Genomic DNA, 20131 nt, shown 5'->3' with positions numbered 1-20131 from the left:
CCCCGCGCCCGGCCATGGCATGATCGTGCCCATGCGTGAACGTGTTGTGGCCGCGTGCGACGGGGCTTCGAAGGGAAACCCGGGACCGGCGGGCTGGGCGTGGGTGGTCGCCGACGACTCGGAGGCACCGGCCCGCTGGGAGGCGGGGCCGCTCGGCAGGGCCACCAACAACGTCGCCGAACTCACCGCCCTGGAGCAGCTGCTGGCGTCGACCGACCCGGCCGTGCCGCTCGAGGTGCGGATGGACTCGCAGTACGCCATGAAGGCCGTCACCACCTGGCTGCCCGGCTGGAAGCGCAACGGCTGGAAGACCGCCGCCGGCAAGCCGGTCGCCAACCAGGACCTGGTCGTCCGGATCGACGAGCTGCTCGACGGCCGCTCGGTCGACTTCCGTTACGTCCCCGCCCACCAGGTCGACGGGGACCCGCTGAACGACTTCGCCGACCGCGCCGCCAGCCAGGCGGCGACCGTCCAGCAGGCTGCGGGCAGCGCGCAGGGCTCCCCGGAACCGCCGTCGTCCCCGGACACCCCCAAGCCGAAGACCGCGCGCTCCGCCGGGGCCAAGTCACCCCGGCGGAGCGCCGGTTCCTCGTCGCGCACGATCAAGGCCAAGTTCCCCGGCCGCTGTGTGTGCGGGCGTGCCTACGCGGCCGGCGAGCAGATCGCCAAGAACGCGCAGGGCTGGGGTCACCCGGAGTGTCGCGCGGCGGACGCCGGGTGACCGAGGCGGCACCGGTCAGGTGACCGTGCCGCGCCATTGGCCGGTCTCGTGGCCGCGTTCCTCGATGAACTCCTTGAAGCGCTTGAGATCACCCTTGGTCTGCCGCTTCACGAACCCCAGCATGTCGCCGACGGTCTCCTTGAAGCCCTCCGGCTCGTAGTCCATCTGCAGCATCACCTTGGTGTGATCGGCGTCGAGGCGGTGGAAGGTCACCACGCCGGACTGCCGGGCCTCCCCGGAGACCGTCGTCCAGGCGACCCGCTCGTCCGGGATCTGCTCGGTGATCTCGGCGTCGAACTCGCGGTGCACGCCCTTCACGTCCGTGACCCAGTGCGTGAGCGTGTCGGTGCGCTGTTCGATGCGCTCGACTCCGCTCATGAACTCGGGGAAGGACTCGAACTGCGTCCACTGGTTGTAGGCCGTGTGCAGGGGGACGTCGACCTCGATGGATTCCTCGACCTTCGTCACGGTCGTCTCCTCCTTCACTCTCTCGGGTACGTCGCCGCGAGTACCCCCGACCTGCTGGGCGAACCTTTCTGCGATCAGACGGTGTCGAACGTGTAGTGCGGGGTGTGGTCCAGCAGGGCCGCCGGGGTCGTGTCGTTCCAGGGCTTCATCGTCTCGTTCAGGTCGACGACGTCCCGAGTCCCGGCCGCCGGGACGTACGGGGAGCCCGGGTGGCGGCGCTGCCACTCGGCCCACAGCCTGTCGACGTAGGCGTGGTGCAGCCAGAACACCGGATCGTTGGGGGAGACCCCGGTCGCCATCTGCCCGCCGACCCAGACGTGGACCCGGTTGTGCAGATTGACGCCCCGCCATCCCTCCAGGTGGTTGCGGAAGCCGTCGGAGGCGCTGTTCCAGGGCGCCATGTCGTACGTCGCCATCGCCAGCACCGAGTCGACCTCGGCCCGGGTCGGCAGGTCACGAACACCGGCGCCGAGGGAGCGGCGCAGGTAAGTGCGGCCGTCCACACGGACGTTGACCGGCCAGTTCCCGGCCGACGCGGCGAACGGCCCGTCCATCACCTGCCCGTCCCGGCTGCGCCCGGTGCCGCCGAGGAAGTCCGGCGCCCACAGCGAGGACCGCGGGGAACGGTCGGTGGACCAGTCCCAGTACGGCAGCGCCACGGACGCGTCCACCGACTGCAGCGCCCGCTCGAACTCCAGCAGGAATCTGCGGTGCCAGGGCAGGAAGGACGGCGAACGGTGGCCCGTACGCTCGCCGTTGTCGGTGTCGCCGAGGATGAACGCGTTGTGCGTGGTGACGAAGGCGTCGTAGCGGCCGCTGCGCTTGAGTTCGAGGACGGCGGCGACGAAACGCCTCTTCTCCTCGGCGGTGAGGGACGCCTGGTTCTTGCGGACGGTCATGTGCGGGTGCTCCCGGTGTGCTTACGGGCGGGTCAGTGGGCGGAGGGGGCGGGGAAGGGCAGCAGCCGGGCGCCCTGCAGTTCGTCGACCGCGGCACGGGCGGCGGCCCTCGGGGTGGGCACCGGGTCGTAGTGGCTGACCACGCTGATCCAGCTGCCGTCGGCGTTGCGCATCACGTGCAGCTCGACGCCGTCGACGTACACGGCGTAGCCGCCGCCGTGGTGATGGCCGCCCCCGGAGGACGGCCGGCCCTGTATCCGGCGGCCCCGGTAGACCTCGTCGAAGGAGCCGAGGGCGTCGGGGGAGCCGGGGGAGGGGTGGTGGGAGCCGTGGTCGTGGTCGTTCGCCAGTGCGGCGGGCGCGGCGACCATCGTGGCGCCGGCGAGCGCGGTCGCGGCGGTGAGCGCGCGACGGCGGCTGAGTTCGGGCATGCGGAACCTCCTGGGGTGCGTTCGGTTGACGACCCCGCATGCCTATCGAGCGCTCCGAGGGCGGGAGAAATCCTCCGGGAGTGGTTGGCTGCGATCCGGACAATCGCGTACATGTCGTGCAATCTTCAATCAAGATGATCTTGGCGTCGGCGGGGCCCGGATGAGGGTGGAAGGGGCAATTCCTTTCCCTGGAGGTGCCCCTTCCGGTGATCTTTCGCGCGCCACCGTCCCGCCCGTGGTGTGGCTCACGTGCAGAAAGTGGCGGAATCCGGGAGAAGGGGTGTCCGCGAGGGGATTCCGTGCACTGCTACCCTGCGTCGTCAATCCATCACGTCTGGTCATTCCAAGGGGTGTGCGTGAAGGTCGCCTGTGTCGGCGGCGGGCCCGCCGGCCTGTATCTCTCGATCCTGCTCAAGCGGCAGGACCCGTCCCACGACGTCACCGTCTTCGAGCGCAACCCGGAGGGCTCGACCTACGGCTGGGGCGTCACCTACTGGCAGGGACTCCTCGACGAACTCCGTGTCCGCGACCCGGAGTCGGCCCGCGCGATCGAGGAACACTCCGTCGTGTGGAACCAAGGTGTCGCCCACGTACGGGACCTGTCGACCCGTCAGCCCGGCGACGAGGGGCACGGCATCGGCCGCCACAAGCTCCTCGAGATCCTGGCCGCCCGTGCCCGTGCCCTCGACGTCCACCTGGAGTTCGACCACGAGATCACGGCCGAGGACCCGCCGGAGGCCGACCTGGTCGTGGCCGGTGACGGCGTCCACAGCGCCCTGCGCGCGCACCACGCCGACCACTTCGGCGCCGAGCTCACCCCCGGCCGCAACTCCTACGTGTGGCTCGGCACCAGCAAGGTCTTCGACTCCTTCACCTTCGCCTTCGTGGAGACCGAGCACGGCTGGATCTGGTGCTACGGCTACCCCTTCAGCGCCGCACAGAGCACCTGCGTCATCGAGTGCGCCCCCGAGACCTGCGCCGGGCTCGGCCTCGACACCGCGAGCGAGGCCGACGGACTGGCCCACCTGGAGAAGCTCTTCGCGCACATCCTCGACGGCCACCCCCTGATCGGCCGGGCCCCAGCCGACGGCAGTTCCCAGTGGCTGACCTTCCGCACCCTCACCAACCGGACCTGGCGCCGCGACAACCTGGTCCTCCTCGGCGACGCCGCCCACACCACCCACTACTCCATCGGCGCCGGCACCACCCTCGCCCTGGAGGACGCCATCGCCCTGGCCGACGCCCTGCGGGAGAGCCGTGGCATCCCGCAGGCCCTCGCCCGCTACGAACGGGAACGGCAGTCCGCCCTGCTGTCCCTGCAGAGCGCCGCCCGCTACAGCGCCCAGTGGTACGAGAACCTCACCCGGTACATCCACCTCCCCCCGGAGCGGATGTTCGCCCTGCTCGGCCAGCGCCACTCGCCCCTGCTGCCGTACGTCCCGCCCCAGATGTACTACCGCCTCGACCGGGCGGCCGGACAACTGGAGGCCCTGCGCCGGTTCAAGCGCTGGCTCGGACCGAAGATCGCCCGCAGTGCCCACGCCAGGGCCCTGACGCCGGGCAAGTAGCCGCACACCAGGGCCCTGACGCGCGGCAAACGGCCCGGGCCGCCGCCTTCCGGCATTGGGTGAATGGCAATTCACTGATACGGTGAATTGCCATTCACCCATGTTCACGGCCGTACCGGCCGAACGGGAGCCCCCATGGCGTCGCCCGCCCCGATACCCGCCCCGACCAGGGAGTCCGCCGGTCCACGGGCCCGGTCCGCCGTCCCGGTCCTGGCGTACTGCGGCATTCTCATGGCGGTCATGCAGACCGTCGTCGTCCCCCTCCTGCCCGACCTGCCCCGCCTGACCGGTGCCTCGCCCGCCGCGGTCTCGTGGATGGTGACCGCCTCCCTGCTCTCCGGCGCCGTCCTCACCCCGGTCCTCGGCCGCGCCGGCGACATGTACGGCAAGCGGCGGGTCCTGCTCCTCTCCTTCGCCCTGATGGCCGCCGGCTCGGTGATCTGCGCCCTGACCTCCGAGATCGGCGTGCTGATCGCGGCCCGCGCCCTCCAGGGCGCCGCCTCCTCCGTCGTCCCGCTGTCCATCAGCATCCTGCGCGACGAACTGCCCCCGGAGCGCCGGGGCTCCGCGGTCGCCCTGATGAGCTCCACCGTCGGCATCGGCGCCGCCCTGGGGCTGCCCGCGGCGGCCATGGTCGTCCAGTACGCCGACTGGCACACGATGTTCTGGGTCACCGCCGTCCTCGGCGCGACCGGCGTCGCCCTCATCCGGTGGGCGGTGCCTCAGTCGCCGGTGCGCGAGTCCGGCCGGTTCGACGTGACGGGCGCGCTCGGGCTGGCCGCCGGGCTGATCTGCCTGCTCCTCGCCGTGTCCCAGGGCGGCCAGTGGGGCTGGGGCAGCGCCGGGGTCGTAGGCCTGTTCCTCGGGGCGGCGGTCCTGCTGGGGCTGTGGTGGTGGCAGCAGTTGCGCGCCGAACGGCCGCTGGTGGACCTGCGGCTGGTGTCCCGGCCCCGGGTCGGCCTCTCCCATGTGGCCGCGCTGCTGACCGGCTTCGCGTTCTACGCCAACTCCCTCGTGACCGCCCAGCTGGTGCAGGCGCCCGAGGCCAGCGGCTACGGGCTGGGGCTCTCCATCGTCCAGACCGGGCTGTGCCTGCTGCCCGGCGGCGTCATCATGCTGCTGTTCTCGCCGCTGTCCGCCCGGATCTCCGCCGCCCGGGGACCGCGCGTCACCCTCGCGCTTGGCGCCGCCGTCATCGCCGGCGGGTACGCCGTCCGTATCGCCGACAGCCGCGACCTCTGGATGATCATGGTGGGCGCGGCCGTCGTGGCCACCGGCACCACCCTCGCCTACTCCGCGCTGCCCGCACTGATCCTGCATGCCGTCCCGGCCGGTCAGACCGCCTCCGCGAACGGCGTCAACGTCCTGATGCGCACGATCGGACAGGCCGTCTCCAGTGCCGCCGTCGCCGCCGTTCTCGTCCATCACACCAGCCTCGTGGGCGGCGCCCCGGTGCCGACCCTGCACGGCTATCTGCTGGCCTTCGCGATGGCGGGCGCGATCGCCCTGGCGGCCTGCGCGGTGGCCCTGACCATCCCCGGCGACCCGGAACCCGACGGCACCCCGCCCGCCCGCGACCGCACCCCCGCCGTCGGCGACGAGGCGATGGAGGGAGCATGAGTGCCGTGAACACCTCTGCCTCTCCCGTGCCCGCTCGCCGCGACGCCGAGGCGACCAAGGCGGCCATCCTGCGCGCCGCCCGCCACCTCCTCGCCCGCCACGCCCACGCGGACATCACGCTCAAGGCCGTCGCGGAGCGCGCCGGGGTGAGCCCGCCCCTGGTCCTGAAGTACTTCGGCAACAAGGATGCCCTGTTCGCGCGCGTCATGTCCTTCGAGGAGGACGCCGAGGCGCTGCTGGCCGCCCCGCTGGAGGGCCTGGGCCGCCACATGGTCCGGCACGTCGTGGTCAGCCAGCGCGAGCGCGGCGCCGACCCCGTCCTGCGCATCGCCTTCGCGCCCCTGCACGGCGACCACGGCGACGTCCTGCGCGCCAACTTCCGCGCCCAGGTCACCGAACGCCTCGCCGCCCGCCTCACCGGCCCCGACCCGGGCCTGCGTGCCGAACTCGCCCTGGCCGGCCTCCTCGGCCTGGGTGTGATGTTCGGCATCGCCCGGGGTACGGAGCTGCGGGCGCTGGCCGTCGAGGACATCGTCGACCGGTACGGCCCGACGATCCAGGCCCAGCTGACGCCCTGACGCCCTGGCGCCCTGACTTCTCAGGGGAACAGCCGCCCGTGCAGCGGCGCGTGGAACACCCGGTGCGGGTCCAGTCGTTCCAGCGTGTCCGCCGCCTCGCCCCAGGCCGCACCGAACGACTCGGGAACCACCGTGCCCAGCACCTCCTCGTCGCTCCACGCGGCCTCGTCCGTGTACGCCCACCCCTTGGACCACTCCACCCGGGTGAGGGCGTGCGACCCGTCGTACGCCGACAGCAGGAACCGCTCCAACTCCCGGCAGAACGCGTCGGCGTACGGCGTCCCCGGCAGCGTCAGCACGTCCAGCCAGACCGCCGTGTCCCACTCGGGATGCTCCGGGTCGGGCCGCAGCGCGGACAGCGACGGGGCCCGGGCACCCGCGAGGTCGGCCTCCGCCGGATCGTCCAGCCCGGTGACCCGGATCTCCACCGAGCCGTTCACGGGGAAGCGCCCCAGGGCGGCGTACGCCTCGAGTCGCTCCCGGTAGAAGGCGGTGAACTCGGCCACCACACGCTGGACCTGGTCCCGGCCGGTGAGCACCGCGTACCCGTTGGCGTGCACCCGCAGCGTGGTCGGCCTGATGTACAGCAGCGTGTTCTTCGACGGCCCCCAGATGTCCGCCGACAGGGTCGCCACCAGCCCCAGCGAGGCCACGTCGAGCTGCGCGTTGCCGAGCACCGGCGCCAGGTACCAGGCCGCGTCCGACACCATCCGCCCGGCCAGATCCGCCACGACCGTCGGCACGTTGTCGGAGAAGGGATAGGGGTACGGCGAGGTGACGCGCCGTGAGGTGAGCGGCTTCGTCGGCTCGACGGACCACACCTTGAACCACGGGAACTCGGTGAACGCGAACCAGATCGCCTCCACCCGCCCCTCGGCCTCCAGGAAGCCCGCCAGCGTCCGCCCCCGCGACCCGGGTGCCGCGAACAGCTCCTTCGCCGGGATGTCCGTACGGCTCACGCACCGCAGGTTGCTGTTCGCCCCCACCCGCAGGACCACCTCGGTCACCAGCGACCGGCCGAGATGCGTGAGCAGCGCGGCGCAGTCCGCCTCGTCGCGCCGGAACGTCCGCAGCGCGTACGCCCCGCTGTCCGCGTCCCACACCACCGCGGTGAGCGCCAGCACGCGGTTGCTGAGCGAACCGTAGGTCTGCCCGGGCAGCCGCTCCTCGCCGCGCGCCGCCACGGCGGTCCCGTGGGCGTCGACGGCGAGGGCACCGCCCAGGGTGAGATCGCCGGGCGCCGGGGAGGCGGTGACCCCGAGACCGTGCCCTTCCAGGAAGGTGAGCAGGGCCTCCAGCGTGACCCCGGTGCCGGCGCGCACCTCGGCCGCGGACTCCAGGGTCAGGCCGGTCAGATGCGGGGCGGTGTCGACGAGGAGGACGGGCGCGTTTGCCGGTGTGCCCTGCGAGACGGTCAGGGGCGACCAGCCGTGCGAGGCGCCCCGCGCCCGGACCGTCCAGCCGTGCCACCGGGCCCAGTTGACGACGTCGACCACCTGCTGCGGACTTTCGGGCGCACACGCCCACAGCCCGGTCGCGGTGATCTCGCCGTCCCAGTTGCGGTACGCGGTGCGCGACAGCGCCACGTCCGCCGGGAAGTCCGGCAGCTCCTCCGCCGCGACGGCCGGATCGGCGGCCACCAGGACGGGGACGACGGCCAGGGCGGCGGCGGAACGCAGGAAGCCGCGGCGCGTCCAGGAGGAGTCCGCCGACCGCGGATTGCTCTGAAAGTTGCTCAATGAACGATCAGTCACGGACTCACGCTAGGCGCCCGTCGACACGTGACGCCGTCCTGTCGAACAAGTGTCACTCGGGAGAGTGAACGATTCTCCGTGAGAGGCCGGAGCCGTCGGTTCCGCGCCGGGCCGAGGTGGATGACAGACTGACGCCATGGAAGAGCGCGAATTCGGTAGGTCCGGTCAGCACGCATCCGTGATCGGTCTCGGCACCTGGCAGCTGGGCGCCGACTGGGGAGACGTCGACGACAAGGAGGCCCTCACGGTTCTGGAGACGGCGGCCGAGTCGGGGGTGACCTTCTTCGACACCGCCGACGTCTACGGCGACGGACGCAGCGAGCAGAGCATCGCCACCTTCCTCGGCAGCCGTCCCGACCTGCACGTGCTGATCGCCACCAAGATGGGCCGCCGGGTCGAGCAGATCCCCGAGAACTACGTCCTGGACAACTTCCGCGCCTGGAACGACCGTTCCCGCCGCAACCTCGGCGTCGACCGCATCGACCTGGTCCAGCTGCACTGCCCGCCCACCCCCGTCTACTCCAGCGACGAGGTCTTCGACGCCCTCGACACCCTCGTCGAGGAGGAGCGCATCGCCCACTACGGCGTCAGCGTGGAGACCGCCGCCGAGGCGCTCACCGCGATCGCCCGGCCGGGCGTGGCCAGTGTCCAGATCATCCTCAACGCGTTCCGCATGAAGCCCCTCGCCGAGGTGCTCCCGGCGGCCCGGGAGGCCGGCGTCGGCATCATCGCCCGCGTCCCGCTCGCCTCCGGCCTGCTGTCCGGCAAGTACACCAAGGACACCGTCTTCCCGGAGAACGACCACCGCACGTACAACCGGCACGGCGAGGCCTTCGACCAGGGCGAGACCTTCTCCGGTGTCGACTACGCCACCGGCGTCGAGGCCGCCGCCGAGTTCTCCGCCCTCGCCCCCGAGGGGTACACCCCGGCCCAGCTCGCCCTGCGCTGGATCGTCCAGCAGCCCGGCGTGACCACCGTGATCCCGGGCGCCCGCTCGCCCGAGCAGGCCCGCGCCAACGCGGAGGCCGCCAGGCTTCCGGAGCTCTCCGAGGAGACCCTCGCGGCGATCCGGGACCTCTACGACCGGCGGATCAAGGAGCAGGTCGAGGGCCGCTGGTAGCCCCCACGCCCGTTTGAACGTTCAGCGGCCCGGTTACCCGGGCCGCATGGACCAGGACGACCGCAGAACCGGACGCGACGAGACGGAGGAGGAGCGGGCGGACCGCATGTGGGGCGACCTCATCCAGGAGGTCCGCGTGGCCCAGACCGGGGTCCAGATCCTGTTCGCCTTCCTGCTCACCGTCGTGTTCACCCCGAGGTACGCCACCCTGGGCGACACGGACCAGGCCATCTACGTCACCACGGTCGTGCTGGGCGCGGCCGCCACCGGCGCCCTGATCGGACCGGTGTCCCTGCACCGTCTGGTGTCCGGGCAGCGCATCAAGCCGCAGGCCGTGGCCTGGGCCTCCCGGCTGACCTTCGTCGGCCTCCTGCTGCTCCTCGCCACCATGACCGCCGCCCTCCTGCTGGTCCTGCGGCTCGCGACCCACGGCGATCACGTGGCCTGGCTGATCATCGCGGTGGTCACGTGGTACGTGCTGTGCTGGTTCGCACTGCCGCTGTGGGCGCGCTACCGCCATACGGGCCGCTGACGGACAGCGCGGCCAGCTGCCGGTCGTGCAGCCGCCCGAGCAGCAGCACCGACACCGTGGCGCCGATCAGCGCGCAGAACATGTCCCACTGCGTGTCCCACACATCGCCCTGGGTGGCGAGGAACGCGTCCGCCGCCTGTCCGCCGATCACCGCGGCCGCCCATTCGAACATCTCGAAGACGGCGCTGAACGCCAGGCAGGCGCACACCGTCAGCGGCGCCAGCCAGCGGCTCCCGCGCAGCGGTGACGTACGGCTGAGCAGCTCCCGGACCAGGATCGCCGGGACGAACCCCTGCATGAGGTGGCCGAACCTGTCGTACGGATTGCGCTCCAGACCGAACACGTCCCGCACCCAGTCGCCGAGCGGCACCCGCGCGTACGTGTAGTGGCCGCCCAGCGCGAGGACCAGCGCGTGGAAGGCGAGCAGCGCGCACAGCAGTCCGGTGAGCGGGAACCGCCGCCAGGTCAGCACGACCACCGGCAGTCCGACCAGCGCCCACACCGTCTCAAGCAGCCAGGTGGTGGGGTCGTACGCGTGCCAGGCCGACAGGGCCAGGCCCACGACCACCAGCCCGGCGCACACGGCGGGCAGGGAACTGCGCGGTGCGGGACGTACAGCGGACACGGACATCGGGGCGCTCCTTGAAGGATGAACGTCTTCGGAGCCCCCATCGTCGGGCCGCGCGCCGGGCGGCGGCATGAGTACGGCTACTCAGCTCCTCCTGTGTTCCCGCGCGCCCCGCGCAGCGCCGCGATGGCGGAACCGATCGCCTGCTGGAGCTCCTCCAACTGCTGCACCATGTCGTCCTCGTAGAACTCCTGGGCGTCGTCGAAGGTCAGCTCCTCGAAGACCTTCGTCGCCCGCTGCAGGCTGTTGTAGAACTTGGTGCGCCGCTCCGTGACCCGCAGCTCGGGGTCGGCCTCCACGGTCTCCACGACAAGGCTCTTCATCGTGTCGTAGGCGTCGGTCGCCCACTCGCCGGCGTCCTCGCCCTCGTCCAGCTCGTCGATCAGCGACAGGTGCCGCTCGGCCTCCTGGCGCAGCGCGGCGGGCGCGTCGATGGTCTGTCCGGCCGGGGTCTTCACCTGGCCGGACTCGGCGATCTGGCGGACGTAGCCGATGCGGTCGGCGGAGCGGCTCTCGGTCGCCACGGCCTTCTTCAGGTCGTCGGTGCGCACGACGTCCCGCGCCAGCGCGGCCTGGAGCTCGGGGTCCTCCTTGACCCGGTCCAGGAGGGCGGCGCGGGCCGCGCGGGCGGTGGAGGTGTCGGCGAGGATCGCGGCGCGCAGGGCCGTCGGGTTCTCGGCGACCTCCAGCGCCTTCGTCGGCCGGATGCCCTCCGCCTCGGCGGCCTCGGCGATCGCCGTGCCGCGCTCGGAGGTGGCGCTGTTGCGCGAGACGTAGTACGTCAGCCACACGTCGGCGTCCGGCAGCTCGACCTCCTGGCCCGGCGCCAGCTCCTCGAAGTGCGGGACGAGACCGTCGTCGGCGGCCCGGTCCCAGGCCTTGTAGTAGCGCATGACCCGCTCCGGGGAGCAGCCGGCCAGCTCCGCGAACTCCTTCGCCGACACCTTCGGCGTCTCGTCCGCGCCCTGCCCGCCGGGCCGGACACTGCGCGCCACCATCAGCCCGAAGGCCCAGCCGCCGGTGCGCGCGTAGACTCCGAACTCCCGCGCGTCCCGCGCCACAAGGTCGGACAGGGGCGCGGGGCCGTCCTCGACGGAGGTCTCGGGCAGGTCGATCGCCAGGGTCACGGATGCTCTCCTCTGGGGGCTGCGAGTCGTACGAAGGTGCAGACCGGCAGCCTATATGCACCCGTTGGCCATGGTTTGCCATGCGGCGGTGGCCTGCCCGGGCGACGGTCAGCCGAAGGCGTCCCGCAGCGCGGGCAGCAGCGTCTTCTCCGACCAGTCCAGGTACGCGGGTTGCGCGTCCCCGCCGATCTGCACCAGGGCGATCTCGGTGAACCCGGCCTCCGCGTACGGGCGTACGGCCTCGACGAAGTCGTCCGGGTCGTCGCCGCAGGGGATCGAGGAGGCCACGTCGTCGGGTGTCACGAACTGCGTGGCGGACTCGAAGGAGTCCGGGTGCGGCAGTTCGGAGTTCACCTTCCAGCCGCCGCCGAACCAGCGGAACTGCGCGTGGGCCCGCTTCACCGCCGTGTCCCGGTCGGCGTCGTGGCACACGGGGAGCTGCCCCACCCGAGGCTTGCCCGCGCCGCCGTGCCGGTCGAACGCCTCCAGCAGACCCGCCTCGGGCTCGGTCGCGATCACCACGTCGCCGAGCCGGCCCGCGATCTCGCAGGACCGGTCGCCGGACACGGCGATCCCGATCGGCGGCGGCTCCGTGGGCAGGTCCCACAGCCGCGCGGAGTCCACGTCGTAGTGCGTGCCGTGCCGCGTGACGTGCCCGCCCCGGAACAGCTCGCGGATGATCTCCACCGCCTCCTGAAGCATCTCGTGCCGCACGTCCACCGGGGGCCAGCCGCCGCCCACCACATGCTCGTTGAGGTTCTCCCCGGAGCCCAGGCCCAGCCGGAAGCGCCCCTCGGACAGCAGCTGCATCGTCGCCGCCTTCTGCGCCACCACCGCCGGGTGGTAGCGGAAGGTGGGACACGTCACGTACGTCATCAGCGGAATGCGCGAGGTGGCCTGCGCGGCCGCGCCGAGCACGCTCCACGCGTACGGCGCGTGCCCCTGGGAGCGCAGCCACGGGAAGTAGTGGTCCGACGTCACCGAGAAGTCGAAACCGGCCTCCTCGGCACGCACCAGATGGCCGACCAGTTCACGCGGGCCGGCCTGCTCGGTCATCATCGTGTATCCGATTCGCACCATACGGCCCGAGTCCCCGCCGACCGGGGGAGGAAACAGCCGGGGGAAACAGCCGGGACCGGGCCGGCCTCAGGCGGCCGAGCCCGGCCGGAACGTCTTGAGGAAGGTGTCCAGGGCCTCCCGGTTGGCGGCCTTGTCCCAGTCGGCGGCGGGTGTCGTCCAGCGCAGCGAGAAACTGCGGTGCCCACCGAGCAGGAACCCTCGTCCGAAGGTGCGGACCTGCTTGCCGTCGACGTCCATCAGCCACTCCATGTCGGCCGCCTTGTACCCCTGGTACGTCGTCGCCTCGATGGCGCCGATCCGCCGGAAACCCGCCTCGTCGCGCAACCCCGGCTCGACGTCGTCGCGCCAGACGGCCACCGGGTCCGTTCCGGCCCGCGTGCTGAAGGTCACCGCGAGGGTCCGCGGATCGCCGTCGGCGCCGAAGGTGACCCGGTACGCCACATCGGTCTGCTTCCGGGTGTCCAGCCGCTTCCACCCCTTGGGCAGGGCCACGGAGAAGCCCTCGGGCGCGTGGTAGACGCGGTAACCGTCCGGGAGGGCGTCGATGGAGGCCGCGGGGGAGGACGGGGCGGCGGTGGCCGACGGCGCGGGGGCGGAGGCGGTCGCGCCGGACGCGTCGGGCGTCGGCGTGGCTCTGTCACCCGCGTCGCCGGAGTCCTCGCCGGAGGGCGTGGTGGACACCGACGGCAGGGCCTGCGCACCACTGGCCGAGGTGTCGTCGGTGCCGGGCAGCTGGTGGGTCACGGCGAGGGCGGCGACCGCCACCGTGACCACGGCCAGCGCCGTCCCGGCGGCCATGGCCCGGCCGCTCCACTGCGGCCCGATGTGCCGTGCCGCGGCACAGGCACGCCGCAGCCGGGGGGCCGGCATGACGCCGTGCGGGTCCTCGTCGATCACCCGGGTCAGGGCCTGGCGCACGGTCGTCCGGGTCAGCCGTTCCCGGGATTCCTTGCGCAGCAGCCCCTGCACGGTCGGGGTGAGCGGGCCCGCTCGCAGCGGGGTGCGCAGCGGCAGCCGGTCCACACCCCGCAGCGTGTTCTCGGGCCGGTCCCGGTCCCGGAACGGCGGCCGCCCCTCGACCATCGTGTAGAGGACCGCGCCCAGCGCCCACAGATCGGCGGCCGGACCGATCCGCTCGTCACGGGCCTGCTCGGGAGAGGCGTACGACGGTGCCGCCAGCCTCGGGACGAGCGTCGCGCCCGCCAGCCCGAAGCCGGTGAGGACGAGCGGGCCCCGCGCTCTGACGAACACCTGGCCGGGGCTGAGCTCGCCGTGCGTGATGCCCTCGCCGTGCGCGGCCTCCAGGACGTCGAGCAGCTGGAGCCCGATCGTGGCCGCCCTGGCCGGGCCGAAGGGGCCCTTCTGGTCCATGAGCTGGCCGAGCGGCAGTCCGTCGATCCACTCGGTGACGGTCCACAGGGAACCGCCCTCCGCGACCGCGTCGACGACCGTGGCGACCCGGCCGGGGCAGACCCGGGTCATCGTCTCCGACATGCGCACCACCCGGTCTGCGGCCTGGCACGCCTCCTCCTCGCCCAGGTCCGGCGGCAGGCCGATCCGGGTGACCAGGCACGGCCGCGCCCCCTGCACGTCCTCGCCGTACCAGCTGACCCGGTTGGTCTCGCGGTGCACGACATCGAGGAGCCGGTACCTCCCGGCGACCAACTCGTGCGTGGAGACATGCGCCTTGACCATGGTCATCCTTCGCTGAACCCCCGGTGTTCTCCCTTTCCCAGAAGTACGGGGAGTGCGTGGGGGTCCGTTCAAATGGATCGCGACTCCGGCGTGATTCCTGTCTTTCATTCAAAGGTGCCGTGCGTATGTGCGAGGAAAAGAAATTACCAGGGGCCGTCCAGGCGTGTAACCAGCGGTAAACAGGACCTGCGTGGCCCATCCGTGCTAGAGGCGAAAGCGCTCTCGCAGCTCGAGTCCCATTTCGGCCGGGTGCCGCCCGCGGGATTTCCTCCTTTGTCGGCGCGATCCTCGGATCGGCCCGAACCGCCGTGCCCATCCCGTCATGTCCCCGGTCGTCGCATTCCGGGGCGGCCCGGGTGTCAGGCGCCGAAGAGCTGCGTCCAGTACGTGCCCGACGGGCCGCCGCCCGCGTAGCCGACCCCGATGTGGGTGAAGGCGGGCTTGAGGATGTTGGCGCGGTGGCCGGGGCTGTTCATCCAGCCCTCCACCACCTCGGCGGCGGAGCGCTGGCCGCAGGCGATGTTCTCGCCGATCGTCCGGCGGGTGGAGCCCGCGGCGGCGGCCCGGTCCCAGGGCTGGGTGCCCTCCGGTGAGGTGTGGGAGTAGAAGGCGCGCGCCACCATGTCCGCGCAATGCGCCTGCGCGGCGCTGGTGAGCAGCGGGTCCACGGCGAGGGGGCGCAGGCCCTGCCGGGCGCGCTCGCGGTTGGTGAGGTCGACGACCTCGGCGGTCGTGCGGGCCAGGCCGTCCGTGGTGAGGGGGCTCGCCCACAGCGCGGTCCAGTAGGTGGTGCCGCCGCGGCGGTCCGTGGCGTGCCCCAGGGCGGCGTGGGTGAACGCCCGGTCCCGCAGGGTGCGGTGGGCCTGGTCGGTGCGCAGGCAGTAGTCGACGAACTCGGCGGGTGTGCGCGGTCCGGAGACCAGGTGCTCGCCCACGGTGAGGTACGCGTATCCGGCGGCCGTGACCCGCTGGTGGAGCGACACGCCGTCCCGGCCCTCGGTGTCCAGCCGTCCGGCGGCGGCCATGGCGGCGGCGTGCGCCCCGGCCGCCGAGGCCAGCCGGGCGTCGAGGGAGACGGGTGGTGAACCGGCGGCGGCACGGGCCGCGTTGGCGAGGGCGAGGAAGCCGTCGGAGTCGGCGAGGGGTGGCGCGAAGGGGCTTGCCGACGGGGTGGCGACCGAAGACGCGAAGGGCCTGGTCGAGGGGATGGCGACCGAAGGCGCGAAGGGCCTGGCCGAGGGGCCGGTGACCGGCGTCGTGGAGGGGCCTGCCGAGATGTCGGCGGACGGCGCGGAGGTGCTCGGGGAGGGGGTGGCCGACGCCGCCCGTCCTGGTGCCGTGCCCTCGTCGACGACGTCGACCCCGAAGTCCCGGGCCAGCCCCGCCAGTCCGTCCGCGTAGCCCTGTCCGATCGCCCGGAGCTTCCAGGCGGGACCCCGTCGGTACACCTCCGCGAGCAGCAGCACCGTCTCCTGCCGTGGGGCCGGCGGCGCGAACCGGGCGAGGACGCGGCCCCGCGGATCGGTGACCTGGAGGGTGGGTGCGGGCAGCCGGGCCAGCGGGACGCCCGGCTCGGCGGCGCTGATCACCACGGTGACCCGGGTGGCACCGGCCCGCAGCCGGCCCGGCTCCAGCGTGAGCGTGTCGCCCCGCAACCGGGCCCCGGGTGCCGTCGGCTGGTTGTAGAACACGAAGTCGGCGTCGCCGCCGACCCTGCCGCTGTCGTCCGTCACCAGCGCGCACACGTCGAAGGGGCCGGGCACCCGGACCGCCAGGGCACCGCCCGGGAGGGGCACATTGCCCCCGGGGACCAACTCGCTCATCCTGCCGCCCTGGTGTCGTCGTACCCGTCCCGTGGGGTGGTGTCCGGAGAACGGTCACCAGGACCCCGCGGTTCCCGGCGCCCGCCCGCGGGATCAGTGCCCCGCCGTGTCCTCGGCCTCGTCCTGCGGCGCGACGGACCCGCGGGTGGTCGCGTGCTTGCCGCAGAACGCCGACTCCAGGGTGCGCAGCATCGTGGTGTGCACCTTGGCGCTGTTCGAGGCGTTGGCGAGCGCGGCCAGGCTGCGGCGGCCGTCGCCGGAGGTGAACGCGTACGTGTAGTAGCCCTGTACGGCGCCCGTGTGCCCGTACACGGACACCCCGCACGACAGGTCGCGCCGCCGCAGCCCCAGGCCGTAGGACTGGGTGCGGCCCGCGGGGACCCAGCGGCGCATCTCCTTCAGGGCGCCGGCCGACATGAGCCTGCCGCGCAGAAGTGCCGAGAGGAACGTGTCGAGGTCCTTGGTGCTGGAGATGAGGGCGCCCGCGCTCTGCGCCCAGGACACCGTCTGCCGGGTCGCGTCGACCAGAGCCCCGCCGGCGGTGTCCGGGGTGAGATAGCCATGGGTGTGGCGGCCGGGGACGGCCGTGTCGGGGTGGACGTAGAAGGTGTCGTCCAGTTCCAGCGGCTCGATGATGCGCTTGCGGTACGCGGTGGCCACGGGTCTGCCCGTCAGCTTCTCGATGAGCAGGCCCGCGACGACGAAGTTGGTGTTGGAGTAGGAGTAGGCGCCGCCCGGCGCGGTCGTGCGGGGGTGGCGCAGGGAGCGGTCGACCAGTTGGCGGTAGGTGAAGACCTTGGTGCGGACCGCCTCGAAGCCGGAGACGGACCGGGCGAACAGGTCGTCGCTGTAGTCGTACAGGCCGCTGCGGTGGCTCAGGACGTGCCGGACGGTGATCCGGTCGTCGGGCAGCAGCCCCGGCAGATAGCGGTTGACCGGCGCGTCCAGCACCAGCCTGCCCTCGTCGAGGAGTTGCAGCAGGACGACCGCGGAGAACGTTTTGGTGACGCTGCCGATGCGGAAGCGGTCGGCGTTGCTCAGGGCCCGGCGCGTCCTCCGGTCGGCGACACCCACGGCGACCTGGTGCACCGTGCCCCGGTCGTCGAGCCGTGCCATCGCGCCGGGCGCGCCCTGGCTCACCGCCGTGCGCAGCACGCCGCGCAGTGCGGTCAGGTCGGGCTTCGGCGGCGCGGCATGGGCCGGGGTCGGCAGGAGGGACACCAGTGCGGCGCCCGTGCACAGGGCCGTCGTGACGCCTCCGAGCCGTCTCCGCCGGTCCGTCGTCGATGCGAGATCGGTCACATTCACCCGAGGGAACCTCCTTCCGTCGTGTCACATCTCCACAGGCGACGCACAGTTGGTCGCTCGACGATCACCGCGCGTCGCGGATTTGCCAAGTATTGCCATGAAAGCCCCGCAAAGCGATGATTTCGGCTTTACATGCACATGACTCATCCGTAAGGGTGGGGTGCCGGGGCCCGACCAGCCCCCGTGGCGCCCAACGGCGCCATGTCTCACGGCGGTTGGGGATCCCGGCCGTCTGAACGAAGGAACCCTCACCTTTGCGTAGAGCACCCATACGCAGCCTGGCGGTCGCCGTCGCCGTCACCACGGCCGCAACGGGCCTGGCAGGCACGGCCTTCGCGGGCCCGTCCGCGGGGGAGACGCGGGCCACGACCACCGCCGACGCGCAGGGCACCGCCGTGGTGCGGGCCGCCCGCGCCGCCGCGTTCGCCCACGCCTCGGCCACCGGCGTCGGCCAGGACGACGCACTGCAGCCGCAGGACGTGCTGATCGACCCCGAGGGCGCCCGCCACGTCCGCTTCGTCCGGACCCACCAGGGCATGCCCGTCCTCGGCGGCGACCTCGTCATCCACCTCACCAAGGGCCTCGCCTACGCCGGCGTGACCCGTGCCGCCGACCACGGCGTCGACCCCGCCACCGTCAAGGCCAGACTGACGGCCGCCCAGGCCGAGGCGAAGGCCGCCGCCGTCGCCGAGGGCGACGCGCAGAGCGCCGAGCTCGTGGTCGACGCCCGCGGCGGCGCCTCGGCGCTCGCCTACCAGGTCCGGGTGACCGGCAGCGACACCACTGAGGCCGGCGGCTCCCGCACGGTCGTCGTCGACGCCGTCACCGGCAAGGTGCGCAGCAACACGCCCGACAGCGACGAGTTCCTCTCGCCCAAGCTGGTCGACACCCTGCGCGAGCGCGGCGAGACCCTCGACCCGGCCACCGGCACCGCCCCGCTGTCCTCGGGCCTCACCGCCGCTCCCGCGGCCCCCGCCGCCCGCTACCCCCAGACCGCCAAGGGCACCGGCACCTCCCTGTTCGTCGGCAAGGTGCCGCTCACCACCACCCGCACCGCGGCCCGCAGCTACCTGCTCAAGGACCCCACCCACTGGGGCACCGAGACGCGCGACGCCAAGAACAAGGAGCAGGAGAACTTCGCCCGCGGCACGAAGTTCACCAGCACCACCAACAAGTGGGGCAACGGCGCCGTCTCCAGCCGCGCCAGCGCCGCCGTCGACGCCCAGTACGGCGTCGTCCAGACCCTGGACTTCTACAAGAAGACCTTCGGCCGCAAGGGCATCGAGAACAACGGCAAGGGCGCCCGCGCCATGGTCCACTTCGGCAACAAGGTGGCCAACGCGTTCTGGGACCCGGCCTGCGACTGCATGCTGTACGGCGACGGCGACGGCGAGATGTTCAAGAAGCCCCTCGTCGTCCTGGACGTCACCGGCCACGAGCTCACCCACGGAGTCGTCGACGCGACGGCCCGTCTGGAGCCGACCTTCGTCGACGGCCAGGGCAACCAGTACGGCGAGCCGGGCTCGCTGAACGAGTCCCTCGCGGACATCTTCGGCTCCAACGTCGAGTTCAGCGCCAACAACCCCAAGAACCCGCCGAACTACCTGGTCGGCGAGAAGCTGGGCCTGGACCAGAAGTTCCTGCGCCGCCTCGACAAGCCGTCCCTGGACGTCCTCGAGGGCGCGATCGACTACTGGTCGCCCGAGACGTACTACACCGAGGTGCACGCCGGCTCCGGTGTCTCCTCGCACGCGTACTACCTGCTCGCCGAGGGCAGCGGGCAGAAGAAGATCGGCAGCGTCACCTACGACTCGCCGACCTACAACGGCGCCACGGTCACGGGCATCGGCCGGGCCAAGGCCACCAAGATCTACTACCGGGCCCTGACCCGCTACATGGTCTCCACGACCGACTTCCACGACGCGCGCGTCGCGACGCTGAAGGCGGCCCGGGACCTGTACGGCCAGAACAGCGTGGAGTTCAAGACGGTGAACAAGGCCTGGGCCGCCGTCAACGTGACCTCCGCGAACGTGCCGCCCGCCGTGCGCTGACGGCCTCGGCCGGCCCCGTCAGTAGTCGGGGCAGAGGTTGGTGTGCACGGCGTCGACGATCCGCGTGCTCTTGACGCGGCCGAAGCCGTCCGGGTGGCCGGGGGAGGTGAAGCGCTGCATCGCGGTGCTGATCTGCTTCTCCCGGTCACCGGGGTGCTCGTGGATCGTGGCGCACTGGTCGCGGCCACGCTCGACGGCCTTGTCCTCCTTGTCGTGCACGATGTCCGGGTCGATCGCGGTCAGCGCGCGGACGTAGGCGGCCTCGCCGTTGGCGTCGGGGCGGGGCGGCAGGGCCGCCTTGCCCTTCTTCGCCTGCTGGTCCTTCGCGGACGGGCGCGCGCTGGAGTCGCCCGCCCGGTTCTGCGTGGCGGAGGCGGCCGGCGTTGCCGTACCCGTAGCCGGGGCCGTGGTGTGCGCGGCCGGGGCCTGGCCACTGGCCGCCGGCTCCTTGTGGCTCGCGGCCGGTTCTCCCGAGCCGCAGGCGGTGAGGACGGCGGCGGCGAGGGCGCAGGACGCCAGAGCGGCTGCGGTGGTGCGGTGGTTCACGGGACTCCTGGTGCCTGCGGTACGACGGCTGAGCTCCGTGAGCGTATGGGCTGCTTGTATGCCCGCGACGGGCGATCAACTCCCTTGCCGGGGTCGCGATGAGGTGCCAGGGGGCGCACGGATCGAGCCGAAGCGCCCATGGCCCGCGTCCCCGTCAACCCGACGCGTACATGCCCCGAGCC

General features: G+C 72.3%; 18 protein-coding genes. 7 read left to right on the top strand and 11 right to left on the bottom strand.

What is annotated here, in order from left to right; all coding sequences use genetic code 11:
* The first annotated feature begins 19 nt into the window (after positions 1-19).
* Positions 20-721, top strand: coding sequence for a ribonuclease H (locus tag ACIRF9_RS27160; protein WP_403827298.1), 702 nt, complete (start codon positions 20-22; stop codon positions 719-721).
* Positions 722-736: 15 nt separating this feature from the next.
* Here the strand turns inward: ACIRF9_RS27160 and ACIRF9_RS27155 are convergent, their stop codons facing one another.
* The 3 genes from ACIRF9_RS27155 to ACIRF9_RS27145 all read right to left on the bottom strand — a co-directional run bounded on the left by ACIRF9_RS27155 (position 737) and on the right by ACIRF9_RS27145 (position 2519).
* Entirely contained in the window at positions 737-1189 is a 453-nt protein-coding gene (locus ACIRF9_RS27155; RefSeq protein WP_403827296.1) for an SRPBCC family protein, read from the bottom strand.
* 74 nt (positions 1190-1263) lie between these two features.
* Positions 1264-2088 (bottom strand): tyrosinase family protein, encoded by an 825-nt coding sequence (locus tag ACIRF9_RS27150; protein WP_403827294.1) that lies wholly within the window; start codon positions 2086-2088, stop codon positions 1264-1266.
* Positions 2089-2120: 32 nt separating this feature from the next.
* Positions 2121-2519, bottom strand: coding sequence for a tyrosinase cofactor (locus ACIRF9_RS27145; protein ID WP_403827292.1), 399 nt, complete (start codon positions 2517-2519; stop codon positions 2121-2123).
* Positions 2520-2875: 356 nt separating this feature from the next.
* On the opposite strand from ACIRF9_RS27145, the gene ACIRF9_RS27140 reads away from it, so the two are divergent.
* The 3 genes from ACIRF9_RS27140 (at position 2876) to ACIRF9_RS27130 (ending at position 6285) form a co-directional block, all read left to right on the top strand.
* Positions 2876-4087, top strand: a complete 1212-nt coding sequence (locus tag ACIRF9_RS27140; protein WP_403827290.1) for an FAD-dependent monooxygenase — start codon at positions 2876-2878, stop codon at positions 4085-4087.
* Positions 4088-4222: 135 nt separating this feature from the next.
* Complete coding sequence (locus ACIRF9_RS27135) at positions 4223-5707, top strand: MFS transporter (protein WP_403827288.1); 1485 nt, start codon at positions 4223-4225, stop codon at positions 5705-5707.
* On the top strand, positions 5704-6285 hold the full coding sequence (locus ACIRF9_RS27130) for a TetR/AcrR family transcriptional regulator (RefSeq protein ID WP_403827286.1): 582 nt from the start codon (positions 5704-5706) through the stop codon (positions 6283-6285). Before ACIRF9_RS27135 ends, ACIRF9_RS27130 begins: the two co-directional genes overlap by 4 nt.
* A 20-nt stretch (positions 6286-6305) precedes the next feature.
* Here the strand turns inward: ACIRF9_RS27130 and ACIRF9_RS27125 are convergent, their stop codons facing one another.
* Positions 6306-8039 (bottom strand): cholesterol oxidase substrate-binding domain-containing protein, encoded by a 1734-nt coding sequence (locus ACIRF9_RS27125; RefSeq protein WP_403827284.1) that lies wholly within the window; start codon positions 8037-8039, stop codon positions 6306-6308.
* 136 nt (positions 8040-8175) lie between these two features.
* Between ACIRF9_RS27125 and ACIRF9_RS27120 the strand changes: the two genes are divergently transcribed.
* On the top strand, positions 8176-9159 hold the full coding sequence (locus ACIRF9_RS27120; protein WP_403827282.1) for an aldo/keto reductase: 984 nt from the start codon (positions 8176-8178) through the stop codon (positions 9157-9159).
* Between the two features lie 46 nt (positions 9160-9205).
* Positions 9206-9691, top strand: coding sequence for a DUF6328 family protein (locus ACIRF9_RS27115; RefSeq protein WP_403827280.1), 486 nt, complete (start codon positions 9206-9208; stop codon positions 9689-9691).
* Here ACIRF9_RS27115 and ACIRF9_RS27110 read toward each other — a convergent pair.
* The 6 genes from ACIRF9_RS27110 to ACIRF9_RS27085 all read right to left on the bottom strand — a co-directional run bounded on the left by ACIRF9_RS27110 (position 9624) and on the right by ACIRF9_RS27085 (position 17286).
* Positions 9624-10322 carry a DUF2238 domain-containing protein gene (locus ACIRF9_RS27110; protein WP_403827278.1) on the bottom strand — a complete coding sequence of 233 codons (699 nt, stop codon included), beginning with the start codon at positions 10320-10322 and terminating at the stop codon, positions 9624-9626. The genes ACIRF9_RS27115 and ACIRF9_RS27110 overlap by 68 nt on opposite strands.
* Positions 10323-10399: 77 nt before the next feature.
* The gene (locus ACIRF9_RS27105; RefSeq protein WP_403827277.1) at positions 10400-11446 is read right to left on the bottom strand and encodes a hypothetical protein; all 1047 of its coding nucleotides are present in this window, start codon (positions 11444-11446) and stop codon (positions 10400-10402) included.
* 108 nt (positions 11447-11554) lie between these two features.
* Positions 11555-12526, bottom strand: coding sequence for an LLM class F420-dependent oxidoreductase (locus tag ACIRF9_RS27100; RefSeq protein WP_403827273.1), 972 nt, complete (start codon positions 12524-12526; stop codon positions 11555-11557).
* A gap of 66 nt (positions 12527-12592) precedes the next feature.
* The gene (locus tag ACIRF9_RS27095; protein WP_403827271.1) at positions 12593-14227 is read right to left on the bottom strand and encodes a serine/threonine protein kinase; all 1635 of its coding nucleotides are present in this window, start codon (positions 14225-14227) and stop codon (positions 12593-12595) included.
* Positions 14228-14580: 353 nt separating this feature from the next.
* On the bottom strand, positions 14581-16044 hold the full coding sequence (locus ACIRF9_RS27090; protein WP_403827269.1) for a CAP domain-containing protein: 1464 nt from the start codon (positions 16042-16044) through the stop codon (positions 14581-14583).
* Positions 16045-16137: 93 nt separating this feature from the next.
* On the bottom strand, positions 16138-17286 hold the full coding sequence (locus tag ACIRF9_RS27085; protein WP_403827743.1) for a serine hydrolase domain-containing protein: 1149 nt from the start codon (positions 17284-17286) through the stop codon (positions 16138-16140).
* Between the two features lie 320 nt (positions 17287-17606).
* Here ACIRF9_RS27085 and ACIRF9_RS27080 point away from each other — a divergent pair, with 320 nt between their 5' ends.
* Positions 17607-19403: a M4 family metallopeptidase gene (locus ACIRF9_RS27080; RefSeq protein WP_403827267.1), complete on the top strand. Its 1797-nt coding sequence runs from the start codon at positions 17607-17609 to the stop codon at positions 19401-19403.
* A gap of 18 nt (positions 19404-19421) precedes the next feature.
* Here ACIRF9_RS27080 and ACIRF9_RS27075 read toward each other — a convergent pair whose 3' ends face one another.
* Entirely contained in the window at positions 19422-19949 is a 528-nt protein-coding gene (locus tag ACIRF9_RS27075; protein ID WP_403827265.1) for a hypothetical protein, read from the bottom strand.
* Positions 19950-20131: the final 182 nt, after the last annotated feature.

This window comes from Streptomyces sp. NPDC096132 (genome assembly GCF_044763345.1).
Lineage (GTDB): Bacteria > Actinomycetota > Actinomycetes > Streptomycetales > Streptomycetaceae > Streptomyces.
Note: the sequence above shows the minus strand (reverse complement) of the source record. Positions and strands in the feature narration are given on the sequence as shown.